This is a genomic window from Roseixanthobacter finlandensis (genome assembly GCF_043195105.2).
Lineage (GTDB): Bacteria > Pseudomonadota > Alphaproteobacteria > Rhizobiales > Xanthobacteraceae > NCEH01.
On the sequence record NZ_CM195536.1, the window covers coordinates 2,244,072 to 2,260,373 of the forward strand.

Below are 16,302 nucleotides of genomic sequence, written 5' to 3' on the forward strand. Positions count from 1 at the left end.
CCAGAGGGATTTCACCCGAAGGCCCATCTCTTCGATTCAAGACCAAAGGGGACAGGCGCGCGGTTACCAGCCGAGCGCCTTCAGCACGGCGGCGCCGGGGGCGAGCATCACGAAGGCCCAGACCAGCGCGCTCAGCACGTTCGCCACCTGGAACGGAATCTGCGGCATGGCGAGGATGCCGGCGATCAGCGGCACCACCGCGCGGGCCGGGCCGAAGAAACGCCCCACCGCAACGCCCCAGATGCCGAACCGCGCGAAGAAGCTCTCCCCCTGCTGCACCAGGTCCGGGCGCCGCGAGAGCGGCCAGAAGGTCTTGGCGCGCTGCTTGAAGTGCAGGCCGAACCAATAGGAGAGGGCATCCCCCAGCACCGCGCCGCACGCGGCGGCGAACCAGATGGACCAGAAATCCAGCCCGCCGGCCTCGATCAGGGCGCCGATGCCGAGCAGCAGCACGGTCGCCGGAATCAGCAGCGACAGGAAGGCGATGGATTCGCCAAAGGCCAAAGCAAACACGATAGCCGGCGCAAAAGACTGGCGCGCGCGGATGAAATCCATCACCGGCGCGGCATAGGCGTCGAAATCGATCATAAGGCCTCCGCCGCGCTATTTCGGCGATGTCGGCGGCCCCCGCAAGGGGGAGGTGGGGCACAAAATGCGGCTGTGCACGGGCTTTGCCTTGAAATCATCACGGATCTGGGCCATATGGCGGGCTGTAGCGGCCGGCGGCGCAGATGATGCCGGGCAGGTCGCTCTCGGGCCGCGTAGCGGAACGCTCCGGGAATGCTCCATTCCCGTCGGCTTAAGCCCGATACTCATTTTGCAGAATTCGACAGCCCAGGCCACGCGGGGTGTCACACACCCCCCGCGAATGCGCGTGGCGCGTGGACCTTGTCCCGCGCCCCGGGTGGCGTTCGCCGCATGAAAGACAGAGCTTGACCTCTTTTTCCGAACTCGGCCTTGCCGAACCCATCGTCCAGGCCCTCACCGAAGAGCGCCATGTTACCCCGACGCCGATCCAGGCGCAGGCCATCCCCCAGATCCTCGCCGGCCATGACCTGATCGGCATCGCCCAGACTGGTACCGGCAAGACCGCCGCGTTCGCGCTGCCCATCCTCGACCATATGATCCGCCATCCGCGCCGGCCCGAGCCCAAGCACGTCCGCGTGCTGGTGCTGTCGCCGACCCGCGAATTGTCCGGCCAGATCGTGGAGAATTTCGAGAAGTTCGGCCGCCACACCGGCCGTACCGTCGAACTCGCCATCGGCGGCGTGCCCATGGGCCGGCAGATCCGCGCCCTGCACCGCGGCGTCGACGTGCTGGTGGCCACCCCCGGCCGCCTGCTCGATCTCGCCGAAAACCACGCCGTGAAGCTCGACGCGGTGGAAGTGTTCGTGCTCGACGAAGCCGACCAGATGCTGGACATGGGCTTCGTCCATGCCATCCGTGCCATCATCCGCCGCCTGCCGGCGAAGCGCCACAATCTGTTCTTCTCCGCTACCATGCCGTCCGCCATCGCGGACCTTGCCGGCTCCATGCTGCGCAATCCCGTGACGGTCTCGGTGACCCCAGCGGCCAAGACCGCCGACCGGGTCGAGCAGCATGTGATGCTGGTGGAAAAGCAGGGCAAGCCGGCGCTTCTGGCCGAATTGCTCGGCGGCGAGGGGGTCGAGCGCTCGCTCGTCTTCACCCGCACCAAGCATGGCGCCGACAAGGTGGTGAGCGCGCTCGCCAAATACGGCCGCGCCGCCGAGGCGATCCACGGCAACAAGTCGCAGAACCAGCGCGACCGCGTGCTCGCGGCGTTCCGCGAAGGCACCGTGCGCACCCTGGTGGCCACCGATATCGCCGCGCGCGGCATCGATGTCACGGGCGTCAGCCACGTGTTCAATTTCGACCTGCCGAACGTGCCGGAATCCTATGTCCACCGCATCGGCCGCACCGCGCGCGCCGGCCGCGAGGGCATCGCGATTTCGTTCTGCGACGGCGAGGAGCGCGCATACCTGCGGTCCATCGAAAAGCTGATCCGCATGCAATTGCCGCTGACCGACCGGCGCTCGACGCCCGGCACGGCGCCGATCGTCGATCCCACCGCCGGGGCACCCGCGCGCAACAAGCCGGCCGGTGGCCGCAGCGGCGCGCCGAGCCAGGGTCGCGGGCCGCGTCCGGAAGGCCGCAGCCAGGATCATCGTGGCGATCATCGCGGGCATGAGGGTCGCGGCGGACAGGACGGACGCTCCCACGAGGGGCGGTCCAATGAATCTCGCAATGCGGGCGCGCCCTCGGGCCGCCCTGCTGAATCGCCGCGCACGGGCGCGCGGCAGGATCAACGGGCGGTTCGCGCCCCGGGCGGCCAACGTGGCGCATCGGAAATCGGTGCGGTCGGCTTCATGCGCACCGGTTCCGGGCCTGCCGGCGGTGGCAAGCCGGGCACGGCGTTCAAGCGCCCGCGTTGAAATCTGGGGTAGCTGGAGAAGACTATATGGCGAAGGAAGAATTGCTGGAGTTCGAAGGAACGGTCACGGAAGTCCTGCCAGACGGCAACTTCCGTGTGCGGCTCGACAATGATCATCAGATCCTGGCCTATGCGGCCGGAAAGATGAAGAAGAACCGCATCCGCACCATTGAAGGGGACCGGGTGGTGGTCGAGATGTCGCCGTACGACCTCGATCGCGGTCGCATCAATTTCCGCCACAAGGCGGAAGGCAATGCCCCCCCGCCCGGCGCCCGCCGCCAGCAGAATTTCCGCCGCCGCTGATGCGCCTGCGGGCTTCGGCCTGCACCGTTTCGCGGAGTGCCACGTCTCGCGGCCGCCCTTCGAACGGCGGGCGCAGCCTTTGGCGCGCGCTGCCGACAGCCGGACCCGCTTGATATGCGCCGCCATCCCCAGGGATGGCGGCGTTTTCGTTGGGGCACGCCCTCCCCATCGGCAAAAAATCCCCTTACCCTCCGCTCCAAACAAAGCCGGATCACCGGCGCGCGGGAGGACCGATGGCAGGGTCGATGTCGCAGGAGGGCGCGTCGGCGGGTGATGCGCCGCCTTGCGCGGTGGAACTCGCGGGCGTGCAGATCGTCTTTCCCGCCCGCGCCAAGGGCGAGACGGCCTTCATCGCCGTCGAGGGGGCGGATCTGGAGGTGGCCGACGGGGAGTTCGTCGCCATCGTCGGTCCCACGGGCTGCGGCAAATCCACCTTGCTCAACGCCACCGCAGGGTTGCTCATTCCCGGCGCCGGCACGGTCTCCATTTTCGGCGCTCCGCTCGGCGGCCTGAACCGCCAGGCCGGATATTTGTTTCAGGCCGAGGCCCTGTTTCCCTGGAAGACGGCGGTCGAGAATGTCGCCATCGGCCTCGATGTCGCGGGCGTTCCGGCCGGCGAGGCGCGCGAACGGGCGCTGGCGTGGCTGAAGCGGGTGGGGCTGGCCGCCTTCGCCGATCGCTATCCCCACATGCTTTCGGGCGGACAGAGGAAGCGCGTGGGCCTCGCGCAGGTGCTGATCCGCGATCCGAAAATCCTACTGATGGACGAGCCGTTCGGCCCGCTCGACGCGCAGACCCGCCAGATCATGGGCAATCTGCTGCTCGACCTGTGGAACGCCGATCGCAAGGCGGTGCTGTTCGTGACCCATGACCTCGAAGAGGCGATCGCGCTCGCCGACCGGGTGGTGATCATGGGCGCCGGCCCGGCTTCCCGCATCATCGGCCAATGGCGCATCGAGCTGCCGCGCCCGCGCGATATCGCCGAAGTGCGCCTCGATCCGGTCTTCCATGCCCTGCATCGGGAGATCTGGTCGGCGCTGAAGGAGGAAGTGGTGAAGGGCTATCTCCAGTCCGAGGGTGTGACCGCATGAACCGCCTGGTGCTGCACCTGCTGCAAGTGCTGGTGGCGGTTGTTCTCATCGCCATCTGGCATTTTGCCTCCACCATCAAGATTCCGGCCGGGCTGGTTTCCGCCAAGGCCTTTTATCCCCTGGACCCGTTCTTCTTCTCGACGCCGCTTGCGGTGTTTGAGCGCACATGGCGCGATTTCGCGACCGGGGTGATCTGGTATCACCTCGGCATCACCTTGCTGGAAACCGTGCTCGCCTTCCTGATCGGCGCCTTGGGCGGCGTACTGGTGGGCTTCTGGTTCGCGCGTCAGCAGAGGGTGGCCGCCGTGTTCGACCCTTATGTGAAGATGGCCAATGCCTTGCCGCGCGTGGTGCTGGCGCCGATCTTCGCGCTGTGGCTCGGGCTCGGCATCTGGTCGAAGGTGGCGCTCGGGGTCACGCTGGTGTTCTTCATCGTCTTCTTCAACGTCTACCAGGGCGTGAAGGAGGTGAGCCCCACTGTGCTTGCGAACGCGCGCATGCTCGGCATGAGCGAGAGGCAATTGCTGCGCCACGTCTATTGGCCGTCCGCGCTCTCCTGGATGTTCTCTTCCCTGCACACGGCGGTCGGCTTCGCGCTGGTGGGGGCGGTGGTGGGTGAATATCTCGGCTCGGCGGCGGGGCTCGGCTATCGCATCCATCAGGCCGAAGGGGTGTTCGATGTCACCGGGGTGTTTTCCGGCATGCTGGTGCTGGCGGTGTTCGTCATCATCATCGACACGTGCGTGAGCGCGATCGAGAATCGCCTGATGGTGTGGCGCCCCACCGCCGCGTCAAACCAAAGATAACAGGACGGAGGACATCCCATGAGACGTGCGTTTCTGCTGGCCCGGCTGGCGCTTTGCGGCTTGCTGGCGCTCGGCGCGGCGGCCCCCGCGCTGGCGCAGAAGGCGGAGAAGCCGAGCCTGACGCTCGGCGTCGGCGGCAAGCCGCTGCTCTATTATCTCCCCCTCACCATCGCGGAGCGGAAAGGCTTCTTCAAGGACGAGGGGCTCGACGTCACCATCAATGATTTCGGCGGCGGGGCCAAATCGCTCCAGGCGCTGATCGGCGGCTCCATCGACGTGGTCACCGGCGCCTATGAGCACACGATCCGCATGCAGGCCAAGGGGCAGGACATCACCTCGGTGATCGAGCTTGGCCGCTATCCCGGCATCGTGCTGGTGGTGCGCAAGGACAAGGCCGGCACCTATAAGAGCGTGAAGGACCTGAAGGGGGCGAAGATCGGCGTGACGGCGCCCGGCTCCTCCACGAACTTCTTCGTCAATTTTCTTTTGGCCAAAGAGGGCCTGAAGCCCGAGGACGTGTCGTTCGTGGGCGTCGGCGGCGGGGCCTCGGCGGTGGCGCAGATGAAGCGCGGCGAAATCGACGCCCTGTCGAACCTCGACCCCGTCATCACCAAGCTGGAGAGCGACGGCGACGTGGTGGTGCTGGCGGACAGCCGCACCGAAGAGGGCAACCAGAAGATCTTCGGCGGCACCAATCCGGCCGCCGTGCTCTATATGAAGACCGATTTCATCGCGGAAAATCCGGTCACCACGCAGAAGCTGGTGAATGCCTTCTACAAGGCCCTCATGTGGCTGAAGACCGCCACGCCCGAGGATGTGGCGAAGGTGGTGCCGGAAGAGTATCTGCTCGGCGATCCGGCGCTTTATCTCGCGGCGGTGAAGGCGTCGAAGCCGATCTATTCGCAGACCGGCATCATTCCCGAGAGCGGGATGAAGAACGCGCTGAACATGCTGGTGGAATTCGACCCCGAGCTGAAGGCAGCGAAAATCGACCTGCCGAAGACATTCGACGGCCGCTTCGTCGCCAAGGCGGCCGAAACCTCGAAATAGCCCTGGAGCGAGCGCCACGCACAGAAGAAATATGCCCGGCGCCCGTCCGTCTGGGTTTCGCCAAGCCCTTGATTTCGATCGGCAAAGCAAGAGCCCTGGGCGGGCACCGCGTGGAGCGCGGGGCGGCGGCGGCGAGAAAGTGCGCCGATGCCCTTGTTGCGTCGCAGTTTGTGCTTATGTTGCACCCATCCCAGACAGACGTCCTGCGCGCGAGCGCGGAATGGGGACGCGGACGGATGTACTCCGGTCCCCTGCTCTGGCTGGGTGCTTTTTCGCGGCCGGCGGTGAAGACCGCGGCGCGAAAGGGGCTGGGACAGTTCGTGCGGCCTGCCTTGTTTCGTTCCCTTCGGGCCGCGATCTCAAGCCTATTCCCTTCGGACTGCCCGGCTCCCGCGTGTCAAGCGCGGAGCAAATGCAACGTCTGAACGGAGGCCGATATGGCCACAGGTACTGTCAAGTTTTTCAACACCCAGAAGGGCTTCGGCTTCATCCAGCAGGATGGCGGCGGCGCCGACGTGTTCGTCCACATCAGCGACGTCGAGCGCTCGGGACTGAGCACGCTCAACGAGGGCCAGAAGGTGTCGTTCGACGTGGTCGACGACAACCGCGGCAAGTCCAAGGCTTCGAACCTCGCTGCCCTCTGAGGCTGCCCGCCGATCCGGCCCTGGCCGGATCGGTCTTTTCCTGTCCGGCTTCAGCCGGATCGGTTCTTCTCCTGTCCGGGTAAAGCCGGATCGGTTTCCTTGTCCGGGCGAACCAGACGGGACTCTCGGCCGCCGGCCTGTGCCGCAGCGGCCTTTTTCTTTGTCCGCTTTGTGTCCGGGGCCGGCGCGCCGAAGCCGCCGGCGATCCTGCGGTCAGCGCATCACATAGACGGTGGCGCCGATCCTGACGCGATTGTAGAGGTCGGTCACATCGTCATTGGTCATGCGGATGCAGCCGGACGAGACCGCCTGCCCGATGGTGTCCGGCTCGTTGGAGCCGTGGATGCGATACAGGCTCGATCCCAGATACATGGCGCGCGCGCCGAGCGGATTGTCGATGCCGCCGGGCATGTAGCGCGGAAGATCAGGACGGCGCTTCAGCATTTGCGACGGCGGGGTCCAGGAGGGCCATTCCTTCTTGGCGCTCACGGTCTTCACGCCGGACCATTGAAAGCCCTCGCGGCCGACGCCGATGCCATACCGGATCGCCTGGCCCGGCGCCGTCACGTAATACAGGCGCCGCTCGTTGGTGCGGATGATGATCGTGCCCGGCTTATACTTGCCGTCGATCGCCACCATCTGGCGCGGGATGGGCGAGGTGCCGGCCGTGACGCCCATGGACGAGGTGCCGAACAGCTTGGTGAAGCCGAAGATGTCGAAATTGTCGTTGGCTTTTGCGGGCATCGCGCCGATGACGAGGGCGGCGAAACTGGCGACGGCGAAGGTCTTGAAAGCCATGGGGACCCACCTCGGTCAATAATGTCGCCGGGAACGCAGCGTCCACCGGCGTCATAGGGGATGTCGCCTCAAATGCGGCGCTCATGCAACCGATTTGTGGCAGCGAGGTTCCCCACGGAACGCACCTGTGATCGAACGTCGCAATCGCGGGCATTGCTTACTTTGGGGAATGTCTTGCCACGTCGATGAACCCCGCGAGCAGGGCATTGAAGGCTTCCGGCGCCTCCAGAAATGGCGCGTGGCCGCAGGTTTCAAACACCACATGCTCGGCGCCTCGGGCGTGTTCGGCGATGCGGTCCGACATGGCGGGGAGAATCACTTGGTCCTTGCGCCCGTGCACCGCCAAGACCGGGCGGGTGAGGGCGGCGAGCTCCGGCGCGTAGTCCGCCGGGCGGCCGCCCATGCTCGCGCGCACCTGGGGCGGCACCATCATGTTCGCGGCGAGGGTGATTTCGAAGCTCTCGGCATCGAGCGGGATCTCGAAGCATTTGCGCAGGAAGGCACGGGTGGCGGCGATGTTGGTCGCGAGATCCTCGCTACCCATCAGGCGCATCAGATTGTTGCAGGTGCCGAACAGCGCCCGCTCGGTGGCCACCACCGCGTCCACGAACACCAGTCCGCCCAATGCGGCGTCCCCATGATGGCGCAGATAATCGCAGATCACCCGCCCGCCATAGGACCATCCCACCACCACCGGCCGCTCCAGCTCGAGCTGGTCGATGAGCGCGGCGATGTCGCCCGCCCAGCGGCTATCCTGCTGATAATGCGCGGGTTCCAGCGGCTTGGCGGAGGCGCCGTGGCCGCGCAGGTCGAACGTGACCAGCCGCAGATGCGCCAGCGTGTCGCTCTCCACCTGCCGCCGCCAGCATAGGCCGCTCTGGCTGTAGCCGTGGATGAACAGCACCGGCGGTCCGAGCGCCGTGCCCCATTCCTGGACCGCCAGGGAAACGCCGTCCGGCGCGATCACATGGGTGGAGCGGTGGGGCAGGAGGGTGACGGGATCGCGCATGGGGCCTCAGGACAGGAAATGGCCCATGGCGATGCCCGCCAGGGCCGCGCAGGTGGCGACGGACAGGGTTTCGAACGCCGTTCGGGCCACCGGCCGCTTGGCCACGAGGCCGCGCCCGATGCCGAGCGCCAGCAGCAGCAGAGCGGTCACCGCGAGAGAGACGATGCGCGCCTGTTCCATGGGCAGCAAGGCGAACGGGATCACCGGGGTGAAGCCCGCGAACAGGTCCGACACGAACATCCAGAAGGCGTGCGCGGCCGGAGAGGCGTCGTCGTTGGCGTCCGGCGCGAGGGCGGCGCGCAGGGCCAGCACGGCCTGCGGGCTGCGGCTGATGGCGGCGCTGATCTGGTCAACATCGGTCGGCGCGACACCGGCGGCGCGCAGGTTGTTGCGGATGGCGGTGAGGCTTTCGGCGAGCGCGGCGCGGCGCTCGGCGGGGGCCGCCTGGGCGCGGGCGCGGCGGGCATCGCGCACCGATTCGGCATCGAGATAGGACCCCGCCATCATGGAGACGGCAGCGGCGGCGGCCCCTGTGGCGCCGGCGATCAGTACCGTCTTGGCGTCATTGGTGGTGAGGGCGACGCCGAACACCAGGCCGAAGATGGAGACCGTGCCGTCTTCCATGCCGAACACGATTTCGCCGATGGAGGCCTTGAAAGAGCGGGTGATTCCTTCAAAAACTCCCATCTGCCATGCTCCAGCGCGGGCCGGCGCGGGCGCCCCCTGCGCCCGGCGTCCCGATCACGACGCTCTTACCACGTCCGGCGGGAACTGTGACGCTCACGCCGGCTTGTTTAGAAGCGCGGCGCAGCTGGCCTGCCGCGCCCTTGGGGGACAGCGCCCTCGGGAATGTCGGCCAGGGAGGCAAGGCGATGAAACGCATTCTTCTGGGTTTTCTGCTGGTGCTCGCGGTCGCGCAATCGGCATCCGCGCGGCCGGCCAGCTATAAGATGTCGTGTGCCGCCACGGCGGGCCTGGTGCAGAGCCGGGGCGCGGCCTTGCTCGACACCTCGCCCACCACGTTCGACCGTTATGTCCGGGACGTCACCTTCTGCATGCCGGGGGAGGCGTTGCGGCCGGAATGGGTGCGCACCCGCGACAATCCGCAATGCTTCGTGGGCTACACCTGCTATGAGCCGGAACGCGACCGGCGGTGGGGGTGGTGAAAGCCGCGTCCGCCGCCCAATCGTCCGAAAATGTTTCACGTGAAACAATGACTTAGCGCGGACGAAGATCGGTTTCGTGACTGTTCGCGCCGGCTTTCCGGCACAAGAAACCGCGATTTCGGCCGAACGTTCCGCGCGAATGAATCCGAAGGGCGTGCCGGAGGTATTCGAACGCCGGCAAAAAAGAAAAGGGAGCGGAGACGGCCGACCCGGCCAAACACACAGCCGCAGGTCGCGCGAGATCGTGCGACGAGAAACACCGCCGCAGGTCGCGCGGGATCGTGAAGTCGCGTGCGATCGTGCGCGGAGATCGTCAGCGAAATGGGGGAAGAAGAATGGTGGTCGATGTAGGGATTGAACCTACGACCCCTCCCGTGTGAAGGGAGTGCTCTCCCGCTGAGCTAATCGACCGGCCATTTCGTTTGCCGTCTGGCAGGAGGCAGTGATTTAGTGCCCCAGCGCGGGGGTGTCAAGGGCAGGGGGATCTATCCACAGGCCGCCCGCCCCGCCCGCCCCCCCCCTTTGGCGCCCGCCTTTCACCGGGCCGGCTGGCGCAGCAGATCGCGCACCGCGCCTTGCAACTGGTCGAAATGATGGATCAGGACATCGGCGCCGAGTTCGGCGGGGGCGATCTCCGTATAGCCGAACGAAACCGCGATCACCGGCACGCCGGCGGCCTTGGCGGTGGCGACATCGGTGGCGCTATCGCCGACCATCAGCCCGAATCCGCCGCTCGCGCCGGCCGCCGCGAAGGTGGACCGAAGGGGCAGGGGATCGGGCTTCGACTTGGCATAGGTGTCCGCCCCGGTGATGGCGACGAAGCGCCGCGTCAGGTCGAGCCGGTCCAGCAGGAGGCGGGCGAGGCGCTCCAGCTTGTTGGTGCACACCGCGAGCAAGGCGCCTTCCCCTTCGAGGGCGTCGAGCGCCTCCAGCAGGCCGGGGAAGGGCCGGGAATGGTCGGCGATATGCGCGGCATAATGGGCGATGAAGCGGGCGGTCAGCGCGTCCAGATCGTCCTTGGGGGCGATAATGCCGTTATGCTCCAGCGCCCGCACGATCAGGAGGCGCGCGCCGCCGCCGATCATGTTGCGTGTGGCGTCGCGGTCCACGGGGGCGATGGCATAATCGGCAAGCACCGCGTCCAGGGTCGCCAGCAGGTCGGGCGCGGTATCGACCAGCGTGCCGTCGAGGTCGAAGGCGATGACGGGGCGCGGGTGCGGCATGGGGAACAATCCTTGGAAACAATCCCCGCGGGGGAGCGGGCGTGGCATTTCTTGGCTGTCTCGCCCCCTGCCTACAATCCTGCCGCTTTTCATGTCCAGCGTCCCATGATGGCGCCGGCACGGGGCGCGGCGCGAAGGAGACGACACATGGCGGAATGGTCCGGACGCGGCACGGGCAGGGTGGCGCGCGGGATTTGGGCGGGTCGCGGGATTCTGGCGACGGCCGGTCTTGTGGCGGGCGTGCTTGCGGCGGGCGTGCTTTGCGGCTCGGCCGCCAGGGCGCAGACCGCGCCCGGCGCGGGCAATTTCGCCTTCGAGGCGCCGCCCTCGGTGCAGGCCAACCGGGTCTATTCGGTCAACCGCCAGACCGGCGAGGTCTCCGCCTGCCAGTTCGAGCGGCCCGACAGCGCGCTCGTGGGCATCACGCGCTGCTTCCCCAAGGGCGAGGGCGCCGGCGCACAGAAGGCCGGGGCCTATTCCCTGGTCTCCGCCCGCTTCGCCGGGGAGACCGGCATTTTCCGCGTCAATGCGGACACCGGCGAGATGAGCGTGTGCTATGTGCGCGACGTGCCCAAGAGCGGCGGTGGCAGCGGCGGTGGCGGCGGCGCAGCGGAACCCATGGTGCTGTGCACGCCGCAGGCAAAGTAACCGTGAAGCCATCTGTCGCCGGCCTCCCCGCTTGTCGGCGAGGCCGATCAGGGCTAGCAACCGTTCAGCCAGCCACCGCCAGCCACCGGACGCCCCCATGGCCGATGCCGAAGACCTGAAGCGCGCCGCCGCCGCCCGTGCCCTCACGTTCGTGACGGACGGCATGCGCCTCGGCCTCGGCACGGGCTCCACCGCGCGGCATTTCGTGGATCTGCTCGCGGTGCGGGTGCGTGAGGGCCTGAAGGTCGTGGGCGTGCCCACCTCCGAACAGACCCGCGCGCAGGCGCTTTCGCTCGGCGTGCCGCTCGCGACGCTGGACGAACTGCCCGAACTGGATCTGTGCATCGACGGCGCCGACGAGGTCGGGCCCGATCTCGCGCTCATCAAGGGCGGCGGCGGGGCGCTGCTGCGCGAGAAGATCGTCGCCAGCGCCGCGCGCGAAATGGTGGTGATCGCGGACGCCTCCAAGCATGTGGCGATGCTCGGCCGCTTTCCGCTGCCCATCGAAGTGGTGGATTTTGGCGTCAGCGCCATCACACTGCGCCTGGCGCGCGCGCTGAAGGCGGCGGACTGCGCCGGCGATCTGGTGCTGCGCCGGGTGGGCGGGACGACGCGCTTCGTCACCGACCAGGGCAATCTCATCCTCGACGCCCATCTCGATCGCATCCCCGATCCGGCGGCGCTTGCCCGCGAGATCGAGCAGGTGGCCGGCGTGGTGGAACACGGACTTTTCCTCGGCCTCGCGCGCCGCGTCATCCTGGCTGGTCCCGGCGGCATCGAGCTGCTCGAACGGTCTGCCTGAACCCAATCCAACGGAGAAGAATATGCGCCCCTCGCTTGCCCAACGCCTCGGCGCCGGCCTGTTCGCCCTCTCGCTCTCGGGCGGCTTCGCGCTTGCCCAGCAGGCCCCGCAGCTGACCGTCCAGCCCTCGGCGACGCAGATGCAGACTGCCCGTGACCTCGTGAACGCGAACGGCGAGGCCCGCGCGTTCAACGGCGTGATCGCGAACCTGGTCGATGGCGCCGCGCTCGGCTTCCTCCAAACCAATCCCGACCTCGCCCCGCAATTGCGCGATGTGGCCGTCGCCCTGCGGCCGGAGTTCGAGAAGCGCCAGGCCGAGATCATCGACATGGTCGCCTCGTCCTATGCCCAGCGCTTCACCGAGACCGAGCTGAAGGAGGCGCTGGCGTTCTACAAGTCGCCCACCGGGCAGAAGCTGGTGAACGACCGCCCCGCCATCGTGCAGCAGGCGGTGCAGAGCATCCAGGCCTGGAGCGCCCAGCTCAATTCCGACGCGATGGAGCGGATTCGCGTCGAAATGAAGAAGCGCGGCTACGATCTGTGATCTGAGACACGCACGGCGCGGCGCCTGAGGGCGTCGCGTGCGGGTGACTCAGGATCCCACATCCGGCGGCTGAATGGCGTCGGTGCGAGGGGCGCGGCTGCCCTCCGGGCGCTTCGCGATCCCGGCGTGCAGGCTGTTGCGCGCCAGATTGGGATTATAGTGCGGGTCCACGAGCGTTGCGGTGCGCCAGAGCGCTTCCATGCGCGCCCGCTGGGCCTTCAGCCGCTCGCGATGGGCCTTGCTGCGCCGGCGCCCGCGCGAGGCGGATTCGTGATGCAGCAGCAGCGCGAACGGCGTCCACACCAGTTCGAACCCGCCGGCCCTGGCCCGCAGGCACAAATCGATATCGTTGCAATCCTCGGCGAAGCGCTCGGCATCGAGCGGGCCGATCCGGTCCCAGCACTGCCGGCTGATCATCAGGCAGGCGCCGGTGACCGCGCTGAGATTGTTGCGCGCCTGCAGCCGCCCGAGATGGCCGGCCATGTCCTCGGCGCCATGGGAAAACCAGTGCGCGGCATAGCGGAACAGGCCGGCGATCACGCCCGCATGCTGGAGCGTGCGATCGGGAAACAGGAGCTTCGCCCCGACGATGCCGGTGCCCGGCAAGGCGGCGAGCGACACCATTTCGTGCAGCCAGCCCGGGTCCACCACCTCGATGTCATTGTTCAGCAGGCAGATCAGCTCGCCCGAGGCGACGTCGACGCCGGCGTTGCAGATGCGCGGATAATTGAATCCGCCATCGTCGCGCACCACGATCGTGCGCGGCCAGGCGGCCTGGATCTCCGCGAACAAGGCGAAGGTCTCCGGCTCCACCGAGCCGTTATCGACGATGACAATCTCGAAATTGCGATAGGCCGTGTGCGCGATCAGCGAGCGCAGCGCCATGCCCATCAAATCGGCGCGATCGCGGGTGGGGATGACGAAGGATACCAGCGGCGGCACGTCCGGCAGGCGGTAATGCGGGCGCAGCTTCAGATCGGCGCGGATCTCCACCGGCGCGCCGGTGGCATCCTCCAGCGCGCGCGCGGCTTCGCGGGCCTGATCGGCGGACGCAAAGCCCGTCCAGCCGCCCGCGCCGCGCCGGCCAAAGGCGACGCGCGGGATATGGCGGATGGCCTCGGTCGGAAGGGCGCCCACGGCGCGCAGCAGCAGATCATAGCGCCACGCCAGCGGCAGATAGGCCCGCGCGCCACCGATGGCGCGGGCATGGGCCGTGCGCAGCGCCACGAGGTCGCCGAAATAATCCACCGCCCGCAGCAGATGGCGGTTGAACGCCGGCTTGAAGACGCCGTCGCGCGGCGCGCCGCCCTCGTCCAGCATCTCTTCGTCGGTATAGGCGAGCATGCAATCGGCATGGGCCGCGAACGCCGCGCGGATCATCGCCACGGCATCGCGGGTGGGGCGGCCTGAGGGATCGAGCAGGGCGACCGTCTCGCCCGTGGCGGCGGCCAGCAGCGCATTGAAAGTGAGCGGCGCGGTTCCCGCACCGGGCAGGACGCGGACGCGCGGTTCGCGCGCCAGTTCGGCCGGGATATCCCCTCCATCGTCCGGCAGGCCGATCAGCCATTCCCAATCGGCGTCGCCTTGGGCGCGCAGGGCCGCGAGGCAGGCGGCAAGGTCTTCCGCGCGTGTGCCGGCATCGAGCACGCTGAGGAACGACAGGATCGCACCTGCGGGCGCGAGCGGCCCGGCGAAATCCTCCACGAATTCCTTGCGATAGCGCCGATAGCGCCGCGCCGCCTGGATCTGCCGGGCGGGCGAATCGGCGAACAGCGAGGCGTGCATGCCGCGCAGGTCGCGCGCCGCCGCGCCGGCCGCCCGCCAGCGTTGGTGCGGGGGCAGGGCGGGAAAGCGGCCATGGGCGAAGGCATGCAGCTTCAGCCACAGTTTTCCGCGCGGATACAGGCCGAGGCGCAGGCCGGCGCCGCGCGCCGCAACGAGGGTCGCGGTGCCGCGTGGGAGCGCCAGCGCGGCCACCGGCGCGGCGATCGTCCCATGGCCGAGCACCCTGCCGTCCAGACCGAGGAAGGTCAGGTCCAGCGGTTCGAAATCCCCGGCGGTGTCGCGGGCCAGCTCCACCGCGAACACGCCGTCTCCGGCGGCGAGGCGCGCGCGCCAGAGCCACGGCAGGAAAAAGCGCCGGTCGCCGTCTTGCGTATCCTCGGCGCGAAGCCAGAGCGGGGAAATCTCTGCGGACATTCGAATGCGGTCTGCCTCGGTCGGCGGGGAGCGTTCCGGGTCTTGAAGCATCCCTGGCAGCGCCCCGCAAGCGCGGGCACAGCCATGCCTTGCGCGCGCTTGACGGCGCAGGCTGCGTGGCTACATCTCGGCAAGGTCGCGCGGTCCCAGCCGCGAAGGCCCAGCCGTGAAGGCCAACAGGAGCACGCCATGTCCGACACCGAAATCGACCTCTTCGTCATCGGTGGCGGGTCCGGTGGCGTGCGCGCCGCCCGGATCGCCGCCCAGCACGGCGCCAAGGTAATGCTGGCGGAAGAATACCGCATGGGCGGCACCTGCGTCATTCGCGGCTGCGTGCCGAAGAAGCTGTTCGTCCATGCCGGCCGCTATGCCCAGGACCTGAAGGACATGGCGGGCTTCGGCTGGAGCGTGGAGGGCGCGCGCTTCGACTGGCCGACCCTGATCGCCAACAAGGACACGGAAATCGGCCGCCTCGAAGCGATCTACCGGCGCAATGCGGAAGCGGCGGGCGTGAAGATCGTCGCCTCGCGCGCGGTGGTCGAAGGGCCGAACACGGTTCACATCCTCGCCACCGGCGAGCGGGTTCGGGCGAAATATATCCTGATCGCCACCGGCGCCCATCCCGCGCTCGGCCCCTCCATTCCCGGCTGCGAACTCGCCATCACCTCGAACGAGGCGTTCCATCTCCCGGCGCTGCCGAAGCGCATCCTGGTCCAGGGCGGCGGCTATATCGCGGTGGAATTCGCCGGCCTGTTCAACGCGCTCGGCTGCGAGGTCACGCTGGTGCAGCGCGCCGAGGTGATCCTGCGCGGCTTCGACGACGAGATTCGCGCCCATCTCGCGAAGGAGATGGAGCATGCCGGCATCCGCATGCTGTGCGGGCGTACGCTCGCCTCCATCACGGCGGTGGAGGGCGGCAAGCGGGTTCGGCTTTCCGACGAGACCGAGGTCGAGGTGGACGAGGTCATGCTGGCCATCGGCCGCGTGCCCAACACGCGCGATCTCGGCCTGGAAAGCGCGGGCGTCGTGCTGGATGCGGTGGGCGCGGTGAAGGTGGATGCCCATTCCGCCACCAATGTCCCCTCTATCTATGCGGTGGGCGACGTCACCAATCGCATCAACCTGACGCCGGTGGCGATTCGCGAGGGGCACGCCTTCGCCGATACCCTGTTCGGCAACAAGCCCTGGCAAGTGGATCATTCCCTGATCGCCACCGCCGTGTTCAGCGAGCCGGAGATCGGCACCGTCGGCCTCTCGGAAGCTGCCGCGCGCAAGGCCGGCTACGCGCTCGACATCTACAAGACCGATTTCCGCCCGCTCAAGGCGACGCTTTCGGGCAATCCGTCGCGTATCTTCATGAAGCTGGTGGTGGATGCGCAGACCGACAAGGTGCTCGGTTGCCACATCCTGGGCGAGGCGGCATCCGAGATGATCCAGCTCGCGGCGGTGGCCCTCGGCCTCGGCGCCACCAAGGCGGATTTCGACCGCACGGTCGCGGTGCATCCCACCTCCGCCGAGGAATTGGTGACGTTGCGGACAAAGGCGTCATAAACCGGCGCGCCGGGCG

Annotated in this window: 17 protein-coding genes and 1 tRNA gene; 11 read left to right on the forward strand and 7 right to left on the reverse strand. The window is 67.7% G+C overall.

Translation table 11 applies throughout. The features are described 5' to 3' along the window. Nucleotides 1-63: 63 nt before the first annotated feature. Entirely contained in the window at nt 64-588 is a 525-nt protein-coding gene (locus V5G24_RS10495) for a DedA family protein (protein ID WP_394082936.1), read from the reverse strand. 344 nt (nt 589-932) lie between these two features. Between V5G24_RS10495 and V5G24_RS10500 the strand changes: the two genes are divergently transcribed. The 6 genes from V5G24_RS10500 to V5G24_RS10525 all read left to right on the forward strand — a co-directional run bounded on the left by V5G24_RS10500 (nt 933) and on the right by V5G24_RS10525 (nt 6,346). Further along, nucleotides 933-2,453 (forward strand): DEAD/DEAH box helicase, encoded by a 1,521-nt coding sequence (locus V5G24_RS10500; RefSeq protein WP_394082934.1) that lies wholly within the window; start codon nt 933-935, stop codon nt 2,451-2,453. A 26-nt stretch (nt 2,454-2,479) separates the two neighbouring features. Then, nucleotides 2,480-2,755 (forward strand): translation initiation factor IF-1, encoded by a 276-nt coding sequence (gene infA / locus V5G24_RS10505; RefSeq protein WP_012115181.1) that lies wholly within the window; start codon nt 2,480-2,482, stop codon nt 2,753-2,755. A 233-nt stretch (nt 2,756-2,988) separates the two neighbouring features. Next, on the forward strand, nt 2,989-3,846 hold the full coding sequence (locus V5G24_RS10510) for an ABC transporter ATP-binding protein (protein WP_394082932.1): 858 nt from the start codon (nt 2,989-2,991) through the stop codon (nt 3,844-3,846). Further along, on the forward strand, nt 3,843-4,652 hold the full coding sequence (locus tag V5G24_RS10515) for an ABC transporter permease (RefSeq protein WP_394082930.1): 810 nt from the start codon (nt 3,843-3,845) through the stop codon (nt 4,650-4,652). Before V5G24_RS10510 ends, V5G24_RS10515 begins: the two co-directional genes overlap by 4 nt. 18 nt (nt 4,653-4,670) lie before the next feature. Next, a complete protein-coding gene (locus V5G24_RS10520) occupies nt 4,671-5,702 on the forward strand; it encodes an ABC transporter substrate-binding protein (protein WP_394082928.1) in 1,032 nt (343 codons plus the stop codon). A gap of 437 nt (nt 5,703-6,139) precedes the next feature. Further along, a complete protein-coding gene (locus V5G24_RS10525) occupies nt 6,140-6,346 on the forward strand; it encodes a cold-shock protein (RefSeq protein WP_394082926.1) in 207 nt (68 codons plus the stop codon). Between the two features lie 213 nt (nt 6,347-6,559). On the opposite strand, the gene V5G24_RS10530 is transcribed toward V5G24_RS10525, so the two are convergent. The 3 genes from V5G24_RS10530 to V5G24_RS10540 form a co-directional block, all read right to left on the reverse strand. Beyond that, entirely contained in the window at nt 6,560-7,144 is a 585-nt protein-coding gene (locus V5G24_RS10530) for a L,D-transpeptidase (protein WP_394082924.1), read from the reverse strand. Between the two features lie 157 nt (nt 7,145-7,301). Then, nucleotides 7,302-8,153 carry an alpha/beta fold hydrolase gene (locus V5G24_RS10535; protein ID WP_394082922.1) on the reverse strand — a complete coding sequence of 284 codons (852 nt, stop codon included), beginning with the start codon at nt 8,151-8,153 and terminating at the stop codon, nt 7,302-7,304. A gap of 6 nt (nt 8,154-8,159) precedes the next feature. Continuing rightward, complete coding sequence (locus tag V5G24_RS10540; RefSeq protein ID WP_394082920.1) at nt 8,160-8,840, reverse strand: VIT1/CCC1 transporter family protein; 681 nt, start codon at nt 8,838-8,840, stop codon at nt 8,160-8,162. 185 nt (nt 8,841-9,025) lie between these two features. Here V5G24_RS10540 and V5G24_RS10545 point away from each other — a divergent pair, with 185 nt between their 5' ends. Next, nucleotides 9,026-9,319 carry a hypothetical protein gene (locus tag V5G24_RS10545; RefSeq protein WP_394082918.1) on the forward strand — a complete coding sequence of 98 codons (294 nt, stop codon included), beginning with the start codon at nt 9,026-9,028 and terminating at the stop codon, nt 9,317-9,319. A 336-nt stretch (nt 9,320-9,655) separates the two neighbouring features. Here V5G24_RS10545 and V5G24_RS10550 read toward each other — a convergent pair. Next, a tRNA-Val gene (locus V5G24_RS10550) sits at nt 9,656-9,730 on the reverse strand. A gap of 125 nt (nt 9,731-9,855) precedes the next feature. Next, nucleotides 9,856-10,542 (reverse strand): phosphoglycolate phosphatase, encoded by a 687-nt coding sequence (gene gph, locus V5G24_RS10555; RefSeq protein ID WP_394082916.1) that lies wholly within the window; start codon nt 10,540-10,542, stop codon nt 9,856-9,858. A 147-nt stretch (nt 10,543-10,689) separates the two neighbouring features. Here gph and V5G24_RS10560 point away from each other — a divergent pair, with 147 nt between their 5' ends. The 3 genes from V5G24_RS10560 (at nt 10,690) to V5G24_RS10570 (ending at nt 12,536) form a co-directional block, all read left to right on the forward strand. Beyond that, entirely contained in the window at nt 10,690-11,190 is a 501-nt protein-coding gene (locus V5G24_RS10560; RefSeq protein WP_394082914.1) for a hypothetical protein, read from the forward strand. A 97-nt stretch (nt 11,191-11,287) separates the two neighbouring features. Next, on the forward strand, nt 11,288-11,992 hold the full coding sequence (gene rpiA, locus V5G24_RS10565) for a ribose-5-phosphate isomerase RpiA (protein WP_394082912.1): 705 nt from the start codon (nt 11,288-11,290) through the stop codon (nt 11,990-11,992). A gap of 22 nt (nt 11,993-12,014) precedes the next feature. Then, complete coding sequence (locus V5G24_RS10570; RefSeq protein WP_394082910.1) at nt 12,015-12,536, forward strand: DUF2059 domain-containing protein; 522 nt, start codon at nt 12,015-12,017, stop codon at nt 12,534-12,536. 48 nt (nt 12,537-12,584) lie between these two features. Here the strand turns inward: V5G24_RS10570 and V5G24_RS10575 are convergent, their stop codons facing one another. Continuing rightward, the gene (locus V5G24_RS10575; RefSeq protein WP_394082908.1) at nt 12,585-14,735 is read right to left on the reverse strand and encodes a glycosyltransferase family 2 protein; all 2,151 of its coding nucleotides are present in this window, start codon (nt 14,733-14,735) and stop codon (nt 12,585-12,587) included. Nucleotides 14,736-14,924: 189 nt separating this feature from the next. Between V5G24_RS10575 and gor the strand changes: the two genes are divergently transcribed. Continuing rightward, nucleotides 14,925-16,286, forward strand: a complete 1,362-nt coding sequence (gene gor / locus V5G24_RS10580; protein WP_394082906.1) for a glutathione-disulfide reductase — start codon at nt 14,925-14,927, stop codon at nt 16,284-16,286. Nucleotides 16,287-16,302 lie beyond the last annotated feature (16 nt).